Source organism: Marinobacter sp. G11 (assembly GCF_021282325.1).
GTDB lineage: Bacteria > Pseudomonadota > Gammaproteobacteria > Pseudomonadales > Oleiphilaceae > Marinobacter > Marinobacter vinifirmus.
Map to the genome: position 1 here is coordinate 155,902 of NZ_JAJSPB010000003.1, position 16,459 is coordinate 172,360.

At 59.9% G+C, this 16,459-nt stretch carries 13 protein-coding genes; 8 read left to right on the top strand and 5 right to left on the bottom strand.

All coding sequences use genetic code 11. The annotated features are described in order from the left end of the window. Nucleotides 1-4: 4 nt before the first annotated feature. The gene (locus tag LWH94_RS03295) at nucleotides 5-355 is read right to left on the bottom strand and encodes a P-II family nitrogen regulator (protein ID WP_022988389.1); all 351 of its coding nucleotides are present in this window, start codon (nucleotides 353-355) and stop codon (nucleotides 5-7) included. After that, nucleotides 352-1,824 carry a DUF1538 domain-containing protein gene (locus LWH94_RS03300; protein ID WP_206768901.1) on the bottom strand — a complete coding sequence of 491 codons (1,473 nt, stop codon included), beginning with the start codon at nucleotides 1,822-1,824 and terminating at the stop codon, nucleotides 352-354. The genes LWH94_RS03295 and LWH94_RS03300 overlap by 4 nt, the downstream gene beginning before the upstream one ends. Nucleotides 1,825-2,167: 343 nt before the next feature. Here LWH94_RS03300 and LWH94_RS03305 point away from each other — a divergent pair, with 343 nt between their 5' ends. The 5 genes from LWH94_RS03305 to LWH94_RS03325 all read left to right on the top strand — a co-directional run bounded on the left by LWH94_RS03305 (nucleotide 2,168) and on the right by LWH94_RS03325 (nucleotide 6,749). After that, complete coding sequence (locus LWH94_RS03305; protein WP_232901237.1) at nucleotides 2,168-3,760, top strand: isocitrate lyase; 1,593 nt, start codon at nucleotides 2,168-2,170, stop codon at nucleotides 3,758-3,760. A gap of 384 nt (nucleotides 3,761-4,144) precedes the next feature. Next, nucleotides 4,145-5,173, top strand: a complete 1,029-nt coding sequence (locus LWH94_RS03310; RefSeq protein WP_232901238.1) for a hypothetical protein — start codon at nucleotides 4,145-4,147, stop codon at nucleotides 5,171-5,173. Nucleotides 5,174-5,225: 52 nt separating this feature from the next. Beyond that, the gene (locus LWH94_RS03315; protein WP_199458185.1) at nucleotides 5,226-5,564 is read left to right on the top strand and encodes a hypothetical protein; all 339 of its coding nucleotides are present in this window, start codon (nucleotides 5,226-5,228) and stop codon (nucleotides 5,562-5,564) included. A 14-nt stretch (nucleotides 5,565-5,578) separates the two neighbouring features. Next, on the top strand, nucleotides 5,579-6,271 hold the full coding sequence (locus LWH94_RS03320; RefSeq protein WP_094625405.1) for a C39 family peptidase: 693 nt from the start codon (nucleotides 5,579-5,581) through the stop codon (nucleotides 6,269-6,271). A 4-nt stretch (nucleotides 6,272-6,275) separates the two neighbouring features. After that, the gene (locus tag LWH94_RS03325; RefSeq protein WP_232901239.1) at nucleotides 6,276-6,749 is read left to right on the top strand and encodes a hypothetical protein; all 474 of its coding nucleotides are present in this window, start codon (nucleotides 6,276-6,278) and stop codon (nucleotides 6,747-6,749) included. Between the two features lie 7 nt (nucleotides 6,750-6,756). Here LWH94_RS03325 and LWH94_RS03330 read toward each other — a convergent pair whose 3' ends face one another. Both LWH94_RS03330 and LWH94_RS03335 read right to left on the bottom strand, forming a co-directional pair. After that, nucleotides 6,757-7,860, bottom strand: a complete 1,104-nt coding sequence (locus LWH94_RS03330) for a transporter (protein WP_232901240.1) — start codon at nucleotides 7,858-7,860, stop codon at nucleotides 6,757-6,759. Continuing rightward, nucleotides 7,857-9,245, bottom strand: a complete 1,389-nt coding sequence (locus LWH94_RS03335) for a sigma-54-dependent transcriptional regulator (protein WP_058341888.1) — start codon at nucleotides 9,243-9,245, stop codon at nucleotides 7,857-7,859. Before LWH94_RS03335 ends, LWH94_RS03330 begins: the two co-directional genes overlap by 4 nt. Before the next feature lie 270 nt (nucleotides 9,246-9,515). Between LWH94_RS03335 and LWH94_RS03340 the strand changes: the two genes are divergently transcribed. After that, nucleotides 9,516-11,354, top strand: coding sequence for an SLC13 family permease (locus LWH94_RS03340; RefSeq protein ID WP_232901241.1), 1,839 nt, complete (start codon nucleotides 9,516-9,518; stop codon nucleotides 11,352-11,354). Here LWH94_RS03340 and LWH94_RS03345 read toward each other — a convergent pair whose 3' ends face one another. Continuing rightward, nucleotides 11,355-11,954, bottom strand: a complete 600-nt coding sequence (locus LWH94_RS03345) for a TetR family transcriptional regulator (RefSeq protein WP_058341886.1) — start codon at nucleotides 11,952-11,954, stop codon at nucleotides 11,355-11,357. It lies immediately after the preceding gene. 126 nt (nucleotides 11,955-12,080) lie between these two features. Between LWH94_RS03345 and LWH94_RS03350 the strand changes: the two genes are divergently transcribed. Together LWH94_RS03350 and LWH94_RS03355 are read left to right on the top strand one after the other, a co-directional pair. Then, nucleotides 12,081-13,253, top strand: a complete 1,173-nt coding sequence (locus tag LWH94_RS03350) for an efflux RND transporter periplasmic adaptor subunit (RefSeq protein WP_232901242.1) — start codon at nucleotides 12,081-12,083, stop codon at nucleotides 13,251-13,253. Further along, nucleotides 13,253-16,363, top strand: a complete 3,111-nt coding sequence (locus tag LWH94_RS03355) for an efflux RND transporter permease subunit (RefSeq protein WP_232901243.1) — start codon at nucleotides 13,253-13,255, stop codon at nucleotides 16,361-16,363. The genes LWH94_RS03350 and LWH94_RS03355 overlap by 1 nt, the downstream gene beginning before the upstream one ends. The last annotated feature ends 96 nt before the right edge of the window (nucleotides 16,364-16,459 follow it).

A 16,459-nucleotide genomic window follows, 5' to 3' on the forward strand; every position in this document is an offset into this window, starting at 1 on the left:
CCGATCAGATTGAGTCTTTCAGGTGTTGTTCGAATTTTTCCACCTGGGCCATGTCGATGCCACCCAGGTGCTCCAGCGGAACGGTAAAGATCAGGCCCTGGGAGTCTGCCGGGTCCGGCATGATCACCTTCTGCAGGGCTTTGAGAATCTCCAGCGACAGGCCTTTTTCCAGCACCATCAGGAGCACGCTCTGGCTGCCGTCGTAGGTCAGGCCGAAGAACGTCTTCTTGGCGGTGTTGCTGATGCCGCGGCCGGTCATGACGGTAATGCCGCCGGCGCCGAGTTCGCGGGCTGCATCGATGCAGTCCTGTTCCAGGTCTTCAGGGACAATTGCTACCAGTGCAGAGAACTTCATTGGGTTTCCTTCCTGCGTTCAGATCGGTATTGGGACACGATGGCATAGGTCATCACAGTAACGATCGGGAAGATCGAGGCAAAGGCAATCAGGCCAAAACCGTCGATCAGGACATTACGGCCTTCTATGCTGCTGGCCAGTCCAATCCCCAGGGCCGTTACCAGCGGTACCGTGACTTCCGAGGTGGTCACGCCGCCAAGGTCATAGGCCAGTGCCACGATGTATCGGGGGGCGAGCAGGGTGAGCAGAATCACCAGAATATAGCCGCCCATAATGTAATAGTGAATGGAATCTCCGGTAATGATCCGGTGCACACCAATGGTGATGCCAACGGCCACCCCCACAGCTACCAACAGGCGAATGGCATTGCCGTTGAGGGCACCCGCGGCGGCTTCTTCCGCCTGCTTGCCGATGGCGATCAGTGCCGGTTCTGCCATGGTTGTGGCAAACCCGATCATCAGGGCGAAAAGGTACACGGGCGCATAGCTGTCCATGGCCATCAGTTGCTCGGCCATGCTGGTGCCGATGGGGAACAAGCCCAGTTTCAGGCCGACAACAAAGGCATACAGGCCGAGGATCACCAGCGCAAAGCCGAAGGCAATCTTCTTCGGATTGCTCAGCTTCCGGCGTAACACCAGGTACTGGAAGAACAGAACGGTGATGATGATCGGCAGCACATCCCTCAACATGCCGGCCAGGTCGAGCAGGGCCGCAATTATGCCGGACTTCGCCGGGGCTTCCGTAACCTGCGCTGTGATGGCCTCCATGGCTGCGGCCCCGGTGCCGCCGGAGTAAACCACCATGCCGTACACCTGCACGGTGATCATGGGCACCATGACGGACAGTGCCACCAGGCCAAAGCCATCAATCAACGGGTTCCGGCCCCGGATCGAGGCCGCCAGGCCGATGCCGAGAGCGGCGATCAGGGGCACCGTCACCACATTGGTTGTCACCCCGCCGGAGTCATAGGCCAGCCCGACAATTTCCTCCGGCGCAAACCAGGTAACAATCACCACGATGACGTAGCCGGTGATCATGAACCAGTGCAGCGGGTAGCCGAAAATGGTGCGGAAAACCCCCAGGGCAACGACGAACCCCACAGAGACAGCCACCAGTATCCTCAGGGTGAGGCCGTCAATTCGCCCCTCACTGATGGTCTGGGCCTGCTCTGCCACTGCAATCAGCGCGGGCTCGGCAATAACCGCTGAAAATCCCATGGCAAAGCCGAACGATAGCAGTATGGCCAGGGAGCCCTTGCGGGCGAACTGGTTCGACAGGCTTTTGCCCACCGGGAAAATGCTCAGCTCCAGTCCCTGTAAGAACAATGCCACGCCCACGGCAACAATTAACAGGCCGATGGCCATGCTGCCGAGGTCATCCGGCACCTGCTGCAGAATAACCAGCTGGAAGAAACCGACCACCACGACGATGGGTAACAGATTTTTCAGAGCGTGTAACAACGAATGCAAAAAGGACCGGATATAAAACACGGAGAGCCCTTGTAGGTGCCAGGTGGACGCTGTGGCTGATCCAGGTCAGCCCGGTTAATCCTAACATGGGATATGCTGGGGGCAATCAAAGAGTTCAGCCCGCGTGCAGGGGGTATTTTTCAGGCATTTAGACCTGCTGATGGGTATTCACAGAAAAAATGCCGAAAATACACCATATAAATTTCAATTATAAATTCGAAAGCACTAAAGTTACGCCCAACGTCATCACCTGCCGGGTTTGTCAGACAGGTGGTTGGCCTCGGAAGCTGCTGGCCGCAGCGTTCCGAACCTTTTGAACATAAACGTAGAAAGGATAGAGATCATGCCCTACGCACAAGACGTCGACCAAATCGCTTCCATCCTGAAGCAGAACCCGACCTGGAACGCCATCAACCCGAAGCACGCTGCCCGCATGCGCGCCCAGAACAAATTCAAGACTGGTCTGGACATCGCCAAGTACACCGCCAAGATCATGCGTGAAGACATGGCTGCGTACGATGCTGACTCTTCCCAGTACACCCAGTCCCTGGGTTGCTGGCACGGTTTCATCGGCCAGCAGAAGATGATCTCCATCAAGAAGCACTTCGGCACCACCAAGCGTCGTTACCTGTACCTGTCTGGCTGGATGGTTGCCGCCCTGCGCTCCGAGTTCGGTCCGCTGCCTGACCAGTCCATGCACGAGAAGACTGCTGTTTCCGGCCTGATCGAAGAGCTGTACACCTTCCTGCGCCAGGCTGACGCATGGGAACTGAACCACCTGTTCCGCGCCCTGGACGAAGCTGAAGAAGCTGGCGACAGCGCCAAGGCTGCTGAGCTGATCAAGCAGATCGACAACCACGAAACTCACGTTGTACCGATCATTGCCGACATCGACGCTGGTTTCGGTAACGCTGAAGCTACTTACCTGCTGGCCAAGCAGATGATCGAAGCCGGTGCTTGCTGTATCCAGATCGAAAACCAGGTATCTGACGAGAAGCAGTGTGGCCACCAGGACGGTAAAGTAACTGTTCCGCACGCCGACTTCCTGTCCAAGATCAACGCGGTTCGCCTGGCGTTCCTGGAGCTGGGTGTAGACGACGGTGTTATCGTTGCCCGTACTGACTCCCTGGGTGCTGGCCTGACCAAGCAGATCGCTGTTACCAATGAGCCGGGTGACCTGGGCGACCAGTACAACAGCTTCCTGGACGGCGAGTACATCGACGACGCTTCCCAGATCGAGAACGGCGACGTTGTGATCAAGTCCAACGGCAAGCTGCTGAAGCCGAAGCGTCTGGCCTCTGGCCTGTTCTGCTTCAAGCCGGGTTCTGGCGAAGACCGTGTTGTTCTGGACTGCATCACCAGCCTGCAGAACGGCGCAGACATGCTGTGGATCGAAACCGAGAAGCCGCACGTTGGTCAGATCGCTGGCATGGTTAACCGCATCAAGGAAGTGGTACCCGACGCCAAGCTGGTTTACAACAACAGCCCGTCCTTCAACTGGACTCTGAACTTCCGTCAGCAGGTATTCGACGCATGGAAGGAAGAAGGCAAGGACGTTTCTGCCTACGACCGCGCCAATCTGATGAGCGCCGAGTACGACAACACCGAGCTGGGTCAGCTGGCTGACGAGTGGTGCCGTAACTTCCAGCGTGATGCGTCCCGTGAAGCAGGTGTATTCCACCACCTGATCACTCTGCCGACGTACCACACTGCGGCTCTGTCTACCGACAACCTGGCCAAGGGCTACTTCGGTGACGAAGGCATGCTGGCCTACGTTGCTGGTGTACAGCGTCAGGAAATCCGTCAGGGCATCGCTACTGTGAAGCACCAGGACATGGCCGGTTCCAACATCGGTGATGACCACAAAGAGTTCTTCGCTGGTGAAGCGGCTCTGAAGGCCGGTGGTAAAGACAACACCATGAACCAGTTCGGTTAATCGACCGGTCCATGATGTTCCGGTGAGGGCGCAGCCCTCACCGACCACAGAAAACCCCGCATGGCTTGCGCCCTGCGGGGTTTTTGTTTTTTGACACCGGCGTTTCGGTCTATGTGACTGATTTCTGGTGCCAAGAGACTTTCTGCAGTGATACAGAGGCGACAGGCTGTTTCAGCACTGCAACAGGTTGGAGGTCGGCTGGAAATCCGGGGATTGTACTGAGTGCCGAAAGTGGCTTTTTATTCAGTATGTTATGGGGCTTGACCTGGAGTTGGCACGGTAATCGCTCTTACCGTTGTACGGATCTGGACCTTGGCTTACCCGACTACCTGAGGGACTGGGGCGGATCCCGTTAAGCCAATCCCATCAAAAGGACATGACATCATGAAAACTAAAAAAACTCTGCTGGCAGCTGCTATCGCTCTGGGCCTGGGTCTTTCCGCAGGCGCATACGCCGACCTCGGTGGTGATGGTAGCCCGAACGTGAATGCTGATGAGGGATCCGGAAACACCAATTCCGGTAACGACAACTCAACCACCAATACAACCACAACCACTGACAACACCGATAATTCAGACAACAGCAGCAGTCTGAATGATGCCTTCAAGATTTCCGACGCGGGTAACAACATGTCGGACAACTCGGATAACTCCGATAACAGCGACAATAGCGACAACAGCTCCAGTGTTGCTGACTCGTTCAAGATTGCCGATACCGGCAACAACATGTCGGATAATTCCGATAACAGCGATAACTCCGATAATTCGGATAACTCGGATAACTCCGACAACAGTTCCAGTGTCTCAGATTCGTTCAAGATCGCGGACACCGGCAACAACATGTCTGACAACTCCGATAATTCTGACAACTCTGATAACTCAGACAACTCGGATAACTCCGATAACTCCGATAACTCCGACAACAGCACCAGCGTGAACGACTCGTTCAAGGTTGCTGACAGCGGCAACTCGGACAATTCGGATAATTCCGATAACTCAGACAATTCGGATAACTCTGATAACTCAGACAACTCCGATAGTTCCGACAACAGCACCAGCGTGAATGATTCGTTCAAGATCGCCAGTGACAGTTCGGACAACTCCACCACCAACACTGACTCCAACAACAGCGACAGCAGTGACAACTCTGACAACAGCACCACTACGCTGAACCTGTCGATGGAAGTGTTCATGAACGACGCCGAGCTGAGTGGTTCGGTCACCGGTAGCAACGTCACCTATGGCGATGCCAATGGTGGAGGCTCCTACGTTGATACCCGGACCTCCAACGAGATCTCCGGTGGATCTGCCAACTTCACCGGTGTGGGCGCCATTGCCCAGAACGCCGGCGTTGGCAGTGTGACCCAGGCCAACGTGAGCGTGATGTCTAACCTGAGCGCAGGTGGCAACTAAGGCCATGTGGGCTGCCCCTTGCGGGCAGCCCATACATGACAGGAGATGTGTCATGGCCAGAATGATCAAAAGGGTACTGGTGCTTGTGCTGGCAGGATTGCCGTCACTGGCCGTTGCCCAGGACTGGGCAGGCTTTGAACCCATGGATTCGGGACAGCTCGAAGCGGCCAGCGGCCGGCAGGGCATCCCCATCCAGTGGCAGCTGAACGAGACTGAGCAGAATGCCATGGTCAGCGACAACGTATTGTCGGGAAATATTCTGACCGGTGATAACCGGATTTCTGACCAGGCGTTCCAGAACATGAGCGGTGTGGCCACGGTTATCCAGAACACCGGTAACCAGGTGGTGATCCAGGACAGCACCCAGATCAACATTCTTCTTAACCAGTAATCCGGAGGTGGGCTATGGCGATTCAGGCAAAGGTGCTGGCTGGTGCCTTGGGCTGTGCGCTCTGGTCCACCGTTTTTGCCGGTACGATTCTGGTACCCGGAACCGGTGGTGATATTCCCGTATCGGTCAGCAGTTTTCAGGACCGGCGTTTCACTGACGTGATGCGGCAGCAATACGATTTCAGTTGTGGCTCGGCGGCGCTGGCGTCTTTACTGTCGTTCCACTACGACCGCCCGGTTACCGAGCAGGAAGTGTTTGCCGATATGCTGGCCCTGGCGGATCAGGACAAGGTGCGCCAGCAAGGCTTCTCGATGCTGGATATGAAGCGTTACCTGGAGGCTGAGGGCTATCAGGCCGATGGCTTCAGAATGCCGCTGGCGGGTATCCGCGAGCAGGTACGGGTTCCGGTGATTGCGTTGGTGACCCTGGGCGGTTACCGGCACTTTGTGGTGATCAAGGGCATCAGTGATACAGAGGTGTTGGTGGGCGATCCGGCCCGGGGCCTGAAAGCATACAGCGTGGCGGAGTTCGAACAACACTGGGATGGCTCGGCGTTTGTAATCCGCAGCCACCTGGATCAGGGACGTGCGGGCTTCCTGGCAAAAAATGACTGGCCGGGGCTGGCCCGGGCGCCGTTGTTCAAGGGGCTGGGAAGCCCGGCTTTGGGCCATACCCTGCCGTACTGGCCCAGCACACAGGATTGGTGAGGCTATGAAACGCAAAGCGTGCTTTCTGGTTGCCTTCTTGATACTTGCCGGCACGGCAGGGGCGGAGCTGAAGCTGCCCGTACAAGCCCTGCCGGATGCCGAACTGGCGATGCTGCGTGGCGGTTTCGTGCTGGATGGCCTGGAGATTGCCATCGGCCTGGAACAGCTGGTGGCTGTGAACGGTGAAACCCTGGTGGTGAACCGGCTGAATATTCCGGACCTGAACCAGGCCATGAGCAGCGACCGGTTAACCCAACAGATGCAACAGATGGAAACTGTTATGAACGTTCAGGCCGCCGGTGCTGCCGGGATGTCGCTGACTTCTGCCCCGGTGGGTAATGGCGGCTGGATGACGGTGCTGCAGAACAGCCTGGACAGCACCACCATCCAGCACATCCGCACCCTCAATATCGAGCTGAACAATCTGGGCGGGGCTTACCGGTTCCCGAGGGATTCCGGCTTGCCCCTGTTGCCCTGAGTCTGCCTTACAGGTTGATCGGCAGTTTCAGGGTGATTTCACTGTTCGGCGCGCTGTCTGTTACCCCCACCGCCACGGTCAGGCTCAGGGTTGTGGAGTCTGATACCCGGTGGGACAGTCCGAAGGCCAGTGAGCCCACCTGGATGCGGTCAAAGTTGGCGGCAAACAGGTCGTTGCCGAACTCCAGGGTGGTCTTGCGGATCACTGAGTGGTCATAGCCCAGGCTGAACGAGGTGCGTTCGTTGAACGCGAAGCCCATGCCGAAACCGAAGCGCACCACATCGCCGGGGTCGACCGTGCCGCCGTTCTCGAAGCCCTGGTCTTCCTCGATGGTCCACACGTAGCTCAGATTGCCGAACAGCACGGCAGGGTCTGACGGGTAGATGAAGGATATTCCGGGTTCTACGGACCAGAAGCCGGAGCCGGTTGGGCGCTCAGCCAGTTCGAAACCAATCGGGTTGCCTTTGTTGTCGGTGAGGACTTTCTGCTCGACATCATAAGGGCCGTCCCCGGTCGGGGCCTTGGCCCGGAAGGTGCCGATCAGGTAGGGCCAGCCATCCAGGCCATCGTTCAGCTGGTAACGCAGGGAAAGCTCGACATCTCCGAGTCCGTCACCGGAGGATTCCCGGACAAAATCGACCGGAGTCCCGTCGAAAACCTCCCGCTCCCGCAAGTCTTCGTTGATGCTCAGGTATGGCACCCGAAAACCGGCCTCAAACCGGCTGGTAAAACCGTACTTCAGGGAGACTGCACCCACGAAGATATCCCGCTGCACTTCCGAGATGTTGATCAGCCCGATCACCAAGGCAGGAATCACGGTATAGCCCTCAATGGCGACCCGGGTCGCGTTGCTGTGGGCGTGGGAGAATGACGGCTCAATGGTAAACCGCCCCGGCCGGGTAACAATGCCCCGGTCTGCGGTGATTGAAGCGATATCCGTGGCTGCATCCTGGGCCCGGGCTTCTGCCTCTGCTTTAGCTGTTGAGTCAGCGGGTTGCTGCGGGCTGGTTCTGCTGATGCCACCAGAGGTGAATTCCGGCGTTGGTGGTTCTGCGTGAGCAAGGGGTATCAGTGCGGCGGCGAGTGCCAGAGCGGACAGTTTTGTGTTCATGATCCTTCTCCGTTACCCCGGTCAGGGTTTTGGTGGGAGCTGTGGTTGGACAGATGCTGAAGTTGGTGTTTCTCCAGCAACCGGTACAGGGACACCCGTGAAATCTTCAGCAGCCGGGCGGCCGCCGAGATGTTCTGGTGCGTCAGGGAAAGACTGGTGCTGATGGCTTCCTGGTCGGCCTTGGCGCGGTAGGCCTCCAGCGAGAGCCGGTCGGGGTGGCTGGCCAGCGGTGCGCCCAGCAGGCCCAGGTCTTCGGGCTCCAAACGCAGGCTCCTTGCCAGCAACATCGCCTGGCTAAGGCGGTTCTGAAGTTCTCGCAGGTTTCCAGGCCAGCTGTGCCGCGCCATGGCAATCAGCGTGGCATTGCCGATCCGGTAGCTTTTCCCGCCTCCGGTTTCCAGTATTCGGTCCACCAGGTAGGGCAGGTCTTCCAGCCGTTGCCGTAAAGGCGGCAGGGTGACGGTCAGGTTGCCCAGCCGGTAGAACACGTCTTCCCGGAACTGGTGTTGCCGGACCAGTTGGTCAAGCGGCGTATTGCAGATGGCAATAACCCGTGTATCAACGGTAATAACCCGGTTAGAACCTACGGGTTCAATCTGGCCTTCCTGGAGAAAACGGAGAATGGCGGACTGCTGTTCCGGGGTCAGTTCGTCGGCACCGGCCAGTACCAGGGTGCCACCATCGGCGGCTTCAATCCGGCCTTTGCGGGCCTTTAGGGCGTGGGTGAAAGCGCCACGCTCATGGCCGAACAGTTCACTCTGGGTCAGCGACGGCGGGAGTGCCGCGCAGTTAACCTTGACCAGCGGCTGGTGCTGGCGATCCGAATGCCGGTGAACAAATTCCGCTGCGGCTTCTTTGCCGGTTCCGCTTTCACCGTAGATCAGCACCGGCTCACCGGTGGCGGCAAACCGGCGCAGCAGGCTCCGGGTGCGGCGGATGGTTTCAGACGGGCCTTCCAGCACAACGTCCTGGTAGCCGAGGTGTCCTGCGCTGTTGTCGGCCTGGTTCAGCCGGCTCATACCCCACATATGGCCCAGGCTGTTGTTCAGGCGCGGCCAGTCGGCGGGCAGGGTGTGGTAGTCCTGGCAATAATCCCGGATCAGCCGCTGTATTTCGGGCTGCTCCTTCTGGGAGGGCTGAACCAGCGCCAGCCAGCAGCGCACCGGCAACAGCTCCAGCCAGTGCCGCACACCCTCTGCCTGTTCCGGTGACAGCCCGGCCAGGTTACATACGCCGACAGGCTTGCCAACCCACCCGGGGTGCAGGGCAACCGGTGGGCTGGCGGCGTTCACAAAAGTGACCTGCCAGTGTTTTTCGACAGGCAGGCCGGTTGTATCCTGACGGGAATCCGCTGACAGCCAGACAAGCGGTCGCTTCTGTTCCATGGTCTTTGCTCCGGCAAAGTGGCTGAACAATCGACGGCTTTTATGATCAGGGGATCTTTCGGGTACTGCTGCGGGAACTGCTATAGTCGTCCACGGCCCTGTGGCCTGCCCGGGTTCAGGGCGGCTGAATCCTCGAGCAGGTTACAAGCAGGTTTCGAACCAGTTCTGGAACCTTCCCGTGTTTCAGAGGCTTGCCGGTATGGCCCCTTAACCTGCCCGTCCGGTTTGTAAATATTGTCGACACGGACATCGAAGTGGAGCAGTGATTTGATGTTGTCTGACCAATGGATTGTGTTTCTGGTGCTCGGCATCACCCTCGGGCTGTTTGTCTGGAACCGGCTGCGCTTTGATGTGGTGTCCATGCTGGCCTTGCTGGCAGTGGCTATGGCCGGGCTGGTGCCGTCTGACCAGTTGTTTGCGGGCTTCGGTCACCCGGCGGTGATTACCGTGGCGGCGGTGCTGGTCATCAGTCAGGGGCTGGTCAACGGCGGGGTGGTCGATGCCGTGGCACGGCTACTCGGCAAGGTAGGCCGTAACGCCGTGTTGCAGGTGATTACCCTGACGTTGGTGGTGGCCCTGTGCTCTGCGTTTATCAATAACGTAGGGGCCCTTGCGCTGTTGATGCCGGTGGCTATCTGGATGTCCCGTAAATCCGGCCGGTCGCCCTCCTTGCTGCTTATGCCCCTGGCGTTCGGCTCACTGCTGGGTGGCGCCATCACCCTGATTGGTACACCGCCGAACATCATCATTGCCAGCTACCGGGAGGCAGGTTCGTTCGGCCTGGTGGATTTCGCCCCGGTGGGCCTGGCCATCACTGTGGCCGGTATCCTGTTTATCGGGCTGATTGGCTGGCGCCTGACGCCGAAGCGGGACGATCCTGCTGCCGGCGACAAGCTGTTCAGTGTGGGGGACTACGTGACCGAACTGCGGGTGCCTGAGGGTTCCGACTATGCCGGCAGTACCTTGCACAACCTGCTGACAGCCGGAGAGGGCGACAAGAGTGTGGTGGTACTGGCCCTGATCCGGGGTGACAAAACCTCTCCGGCACCGTCCACCTACAGCGTGTTGCGGGAAGGGGATCTGCTGCTGGTTGAGGCGGATACGGAAAGCCTGCAGGAGTTTGTGGATTTCACCGGGCTCGCCCTCGCCAATGTGGTCGGGGAAGAGGAAAGCGAAGATTCGGACGAACAGGCGGCGGAAGACCCTGGCAAGGCGAGACCTGCCGGCGAGTCCGCGGAAACGCAGATTGCTACCGGTGACGTTCGCCTGACCGAGGCCATTATTACGCCTTCGTCGCAGCTGGTGGGCCGCACCACCAACCGGCTGAACCTGCGGGAGCGGTACGGTTTGAACGTGGTGGCGGTTGCCCGGCAGGGGCATCGCCTGAAAAAGCGCCTGGCCGATATCCGTTTTCGTTCCGGGGACATCCTGCTGGTTCAGGGCTACCAAGACACCCTGATGGGCACCCTGCAGCAGCTGGGTTGCCTGCCACTGGCGGAAAGGGAGTTGAGTCTGGGGCGGCAAAGCAATCTCTGGCTGGCTGGCGGGCTGTTCCTGGCAGCGATTGCCGTCATCCTGTCCGGCTGGCTGACACCACCGGTGGCCCTGGTGGCCTGTGCCGTGGCCATGGTGCTCACCCGCTTGCTGGACACCTCAGAAGCCTACCGGGCCATCGACTGGTCGGTGATTGTGTTGCTGGCGGCAATGATCCCGGTGGGGCAGGCCCTGGAAAGCACCGGAGGTGCCGCGCTCATTGCCGGCCAGATCCTGGATGTGGCCGCCGGGCAGGCACCCTGGGTGGCACTCACGATTATCCTGGTGGGTTCCATGCTGCTGTCTAACGTGGTTAACAATGCGGCGGCAGCGGTGTTGGTGGCGCCTATTGCCCTCGGTATCTCGGCCCAGCTTGGTTTGTCGCCGGATGCTGCCCTGATGGCGGTTGCGGTGGGTACTTCCTGTGCCTTCCTGACGCCTATCGGGCATCAGTCCAATGCCCTGGTCATGGAGCCGGGTGGTTACCGTTTCGGGGATTACTGGCGGCTGGGTTTGCCACTCTCTGCGGTGGTGACGGCCACCGCAGTGCCGATGATTCTGTGGGTGTGGAACTGATCAGTCCTGTAACAGGCCTTTGAAGAAGGTATCCACCAGCGCCGGAGCGATTTCGGCCAGGCGCCAGCGTTCCGGTGTCGCCAGCCAGTCAAAGAACAGGCCCAGCATCTGGGTGTGGAGCAGGTAGGCCGCCTGCTCGGGGGTGAGGCCCGGGCGCAGTTGTTTGCGGATTTCCGGGATACTGAAAATACTGCTGACAAAGGCAAGACCTTCATCCGCCAGTTCCCGGTGCTTGTTCAGGGCCTGGTCGGATTCATTCCGGTGGAACAGAATGTAATACACTCGGAAGTACCGGGCATCTTCCGCCAGTTTGCGCAGGGCCACGACACACAGTTCTTTCAGGTTCTCCAGGCTGTGCCCGCCCCGGCTGGCATCGTCTATCATTTCACCCAGTGGTGCCCGTACTCGCTCCAGCATGGCATGAAGGATGTCCTGCTTGTTGCGGAAGTGCCAGTAAACGGCGCCCCGGGTAACGCCGGCTGCCCGGGCGATTTCTTCCAGTGAGGCGCGGGCTACGCCCTTGTCCATGAACACCTGCTCGGCGCAGTCCATGATGGCTTCCCGGGTGGCTTCCGCTTCTGCTTTTGTTTTTCGTGCCATGGTTCTCGTGTGGTGGTCTGTGTGTTTGGCAAAGGAGTATAAACGAGAACAGTTTACATACATACACGAATGAATGTATGTTATTGCGCTCTTAATTTTTCCGATCCGGTGTTCAGGAGAACGCACATGCCCTTCGAAAGCTCTCATCGACCGTTGGCCCGTAACCGGCTGATCCTTGCAGGTTTGTCTGCCCTGTTAGTGCTGGCGGGCTGCAGTAACGACGATCAGCCGGCACAGCAGGGTGGGGGCGGCATGCCACCGGCAGCCGTGGTGGTGGAAACCGCTGAACTGACAGACGCCAGTGTGCGCCAGGACTACGCTGGCCGTGCCCGTGGTGCCCGGGAAGTCGAAGTGCGCGCCCGGATCAGCGGTATTCTGGAGCAGCGCCTGTACGACGAAGGGCAGATGGTGAGTGAGGGCGATGCCCTGTTCCGGATTGATCGCAAGCCGGCCGAGGCGGCGCTTCAGCGTGCCCGAGCCCAGCGCCAGGTAGCGGAAGCCAACCTGCGCCAGGCCGAGCGGGAGTGGAACCGGATTTCCTCGCTTTACGAGCGCAATGCGGTTAGCGAGCGCGACCGTGACTCGGCGCAGTCTGCCCTGGAGCTGGCCCAGGCCAATATGGCCGTGGCGAATGCCGGCATGACCCAGGCCGAGCTGGACGTGGGCTATACCGAGGTGACCGCACCGATCAGCGGGGTTACCAGCCTGGAAGACTTCCCGGAAGGCAGCTTGATTGATACCGGCACCCTGCTGACCACCATCGTGCAGCTGGACCCGATTCATGTGCGCTTCGCGCTGCCGGAAAACGACGCCACCATTCGCCGGGTTGCCCGTGAAGGCATGGCCAGTGCCGGCGAAGAGCAGAACGTGAACGCCCGCCTGGTGCTGGCGGACGGCAGCGAATACCCGCTGGATGGCCGCATCGACTTCACCGCCTCGACCCTCGACCCGCGCACCGGTTCGGTGTCGGCCCGGGCCGTGTTCCCGAACCCGGAGCAGATGGTTGTGCCTGGCCAGTTTGTCCGGGTAAGGGTGGAGTTGCAGTCGTTTGACGACATCATCACCGTGCCGGAAAAAGCGGTCGCCCAGGGCCCGCAAGGCCCGGTGGTGTATGTGGTGGACGACGAAGGCAAGGCCCGCGCAAAGGCGGTTGAGCTTGGCCCGGTATCCCAGGGCCGGCAGATTTTGCTTGAAGGGCTGGAAGCCGGTGACCGCTTTATTGTCAGTGGCCTGACCAACCTCCGCGACGGCGCACAGGTGAATGTGACCAATGCCGAAGACGGGGAGGGTGCTGACTGATGCTACGCACCTTCATAGACCGCCCGATTTTCGCGACGGTCGTCTCCATTATTATTACCCTGGGTGGTGCCCTGGCACTGCTTGGCCTGCCGGTGGAACAGTACCCCAACGTGGTGCCACCCCAGGTGGTGGTCGACGGCCGCTTCCCCGGCGCCAGTGCCGATGTTATCGCCGATTCCGTGGTGGCCCCACTGGAACAGGAGATCAACGGCGTAGACGACATGATCTACCTGGAATCCAGCGCCACCGACTCCGGCAGCTTCCGGGTAACCGTGTCGTTTGAAATCGGCACCGATCCGGACCAGGCCACCATCAACGTCAACAACCGGGTGCAGCAGGCATTGGCACGGCTGCCCCAGTCGGTGCGGGACCAGGGCCTGAAGGTGGAAGCCCGCTCTACCTCCATCCTGCAGGTGATTACCCTGTCGTCTCCGGACAACTCCATGGATGTGGTGGAAATCTCCAACTATGCCCTGCTCAACGTGCTGGACGAGCTGGTGCGCCTGCCGGGTATTGGTGATGCCTCGTTGTTTGGTGCCCAGGACTATTCCATGCGGATCTGGCTGCGGCCCGACAAGCTGGCCCAGTACGAACTGACCCCCGGTGATGTGGCCAACTCCCTGCGGGGCCAGAACGCCCAGTTTGCCGCCGGCCGTATCGGTGCCGAACCGGCCCCGGAAGGCCAGGCCTTCACCTTCAGTGTGTCTGCACCCGGCCGGCTGGCCAGCCCGGAAGAATTCGGTGAAGTGATCCTGCGCAGTGACGAGCAGGGTGCCTCCCTGCGCCTGAAGGATGTTGCCCGCATTGAGCTGGGAGCCCAGAACTACGACTTTGCGGCGGTCTACAACGGTGGCGCTACCGTACCCATGGGGGTTTACCTGCAGCCCGGTGCCAACGCCCTGGATGCCGCCGAGGCGGTCGACGAAGCGATGAAGGAAATCGCTGACCGTTTCCCGGCGGGGCTGGAATACAACGTTCCCTACGACACCACCCGCTTTATCGACATTTCCATCCAGGAAGTGATCAATACCTTCATTGTGGCGGTGTTGCTGGTGGTACTGGTCACCTTCCTGTTCCTGCAGCATATCAACGCGACCCTGATCCCGCTGATTGCGATTCCGGTCTCGCTTGTCGGAACCTTTGCGGGCATGCAGGCGCTGGGCTTCTCGGTCAACCTGCTGACCCTGTTCGGGTTGATACTGGCCATCGGGGTGGTGGTGGATAACGCCATCATCATCATGGAAAACGCCGAGCGCCTGATGAAGGAAGAGGGCATGTCGGCCTACAACGCCGCCGTGGCTACCATCGGCCAGGTTTCCGGGGCGGTGGTGTCGTCTACCCTGGTGCTGGTGGCGGTCTTCGCGCCGGTGGCCTTCCTGGGTGGCCTGAGTGGCGAGCTGTACCGGCAGTTTGCGATAACGATTGCGGTGTCGGTGGTGATCTCGGGTATCGTGGCGCTGACCCTGACTCCGGCCATGTGTGCCCTGTTACTGGGCCATGAGGGCAAGCAGCTGACGGTGTTCCGCTGGTTTGATGCCGGCTTCGACAAGCTCACCGCCGGCTTCTCTGCCGTGGTGGACTGGCTGTTAAGGCACGCGGTTGTCGGCGTACTGCTGTTTGCCGCCATGCTGGGCGGTACGGTCTTCCTGATGAAGGCGATGCCCTCCGGGCTGGTGCCCCAGGAAGACCAGGGCTTTGTGCTGACCGCCTATTCATTGCCGCCCACGTCCTCCCTGAGCCGGACCGAGCAGACCCGGGACGAGCTGGTGCAGAAGATGATAGCCATGCCGGAAGTGAAAGACGTGGTCGCCTTCGCCGGTTTTGACATCATCTCCAGCGCCCTGCGCACCAACAGCGGTGTGGCGTTTGTGACCCTGGAAGACTGGGCTGAACGGGAAGGCGAAGGCCAGGCGGCGGCGGACATTGCCAAGAAGGTGATGGGCATCGGCTTCGGCATGCCGGAAGCTTTCGTGATTGCCTTTACCCCGCCACCCATTCAGGGCTTGTCTACCACCGGTGGTGTGGAAGGTTACATCCAGGCCCGCGGTGGCCGTACCCCGGCTGAAATCAAGGCCATGGCCGACGGCTTCACCCAGGCCGCCAATGCCCGGCCGGAGCTGACCAACGTGCGGGTCACCCTGGACACGGGTATTCCGAAGTACCGAGCCAACGTCGACCGGGAAAAAGCCCAGGCCGCCGGCGTGCCCATCGACCAGATCTTCACCACCATGCAGAGCACCTTCGGCGGCCTGTACGTGAACGACTTCACCCTGCAGGGCCGCAACTGGCAGGTTAACCTGCAGTCCGAAGGTGAGTTCCGGAGCCACCCGGATGATCTGCGCAAGGTGTTCGTGCGCTCCAACTATGGCGAGATGATTCCGCTGAGTTCGCTGGTGGAGTTGGAACGCACCAGTGGCCCGGATATCCTCAACCGGTTCAACGTGTACCCGGCGGCCAAGTTGCTGGCAGACCCGACCCCGGGCCACACCACCGGTGAAGCGCTGACGGCATTGCAGGAAGTGGCGGCGGAGCAATTTGACCGCAACACCCTGCTGGGCTGGACCGGCGAGGCCTACCAGCTGCAGGATTCTGCCGATTCCGGCACCCTGGCCTTCGGCATGGGCTTGTTGCTGGTGTTCCTGATCCTGGCGGCCCAGTACGAGCGCTGGGGCCTGCCGGTGGCGGTGGCCACCGCTGTTCCCTTTGGTGTGTTCGGGGCGGCCCTGGCGTCGTTGTGGCGTGGCTTCCCGAACGACATCTACTTCCAGGTGGGCCTGCTGGTGCTGATTGGCCTGGCGGCCAAGAACGCGATCCTGATCGTGGAGTTCGCAGCCCAGAACCGCAAAGCCGGCATGAGCTCGTTTGAGGCAGCCAGCGCGGCAGCCCGTCAGCGTTTCCGGGCGATCATGATGACGGCGCTGACGTTCATCGTGGGCTCTCTGCCGCTGGCGTTCAGCTCCGGTGCGGGTGCGGTTTCCCGCCAGGAAATCGGTACGGTAGTGGTCGGCGGCATGCTGGCGGCCAGTACCCTGGCGCTGTTCTTCGTGCCCTTGTTCTACAAGCTTATCGAGGATCTGGCTGACTGGCGGCGTAAGCGCAAAGCTACCTGATCGCCGCGATAGCCTGCTGATTGCCGCCTGTGAGTGAGCTGAACCGGCGCTGGCTATCGTAGTTATAATCTGAAAACCGCCGTCGGTGACTACCGG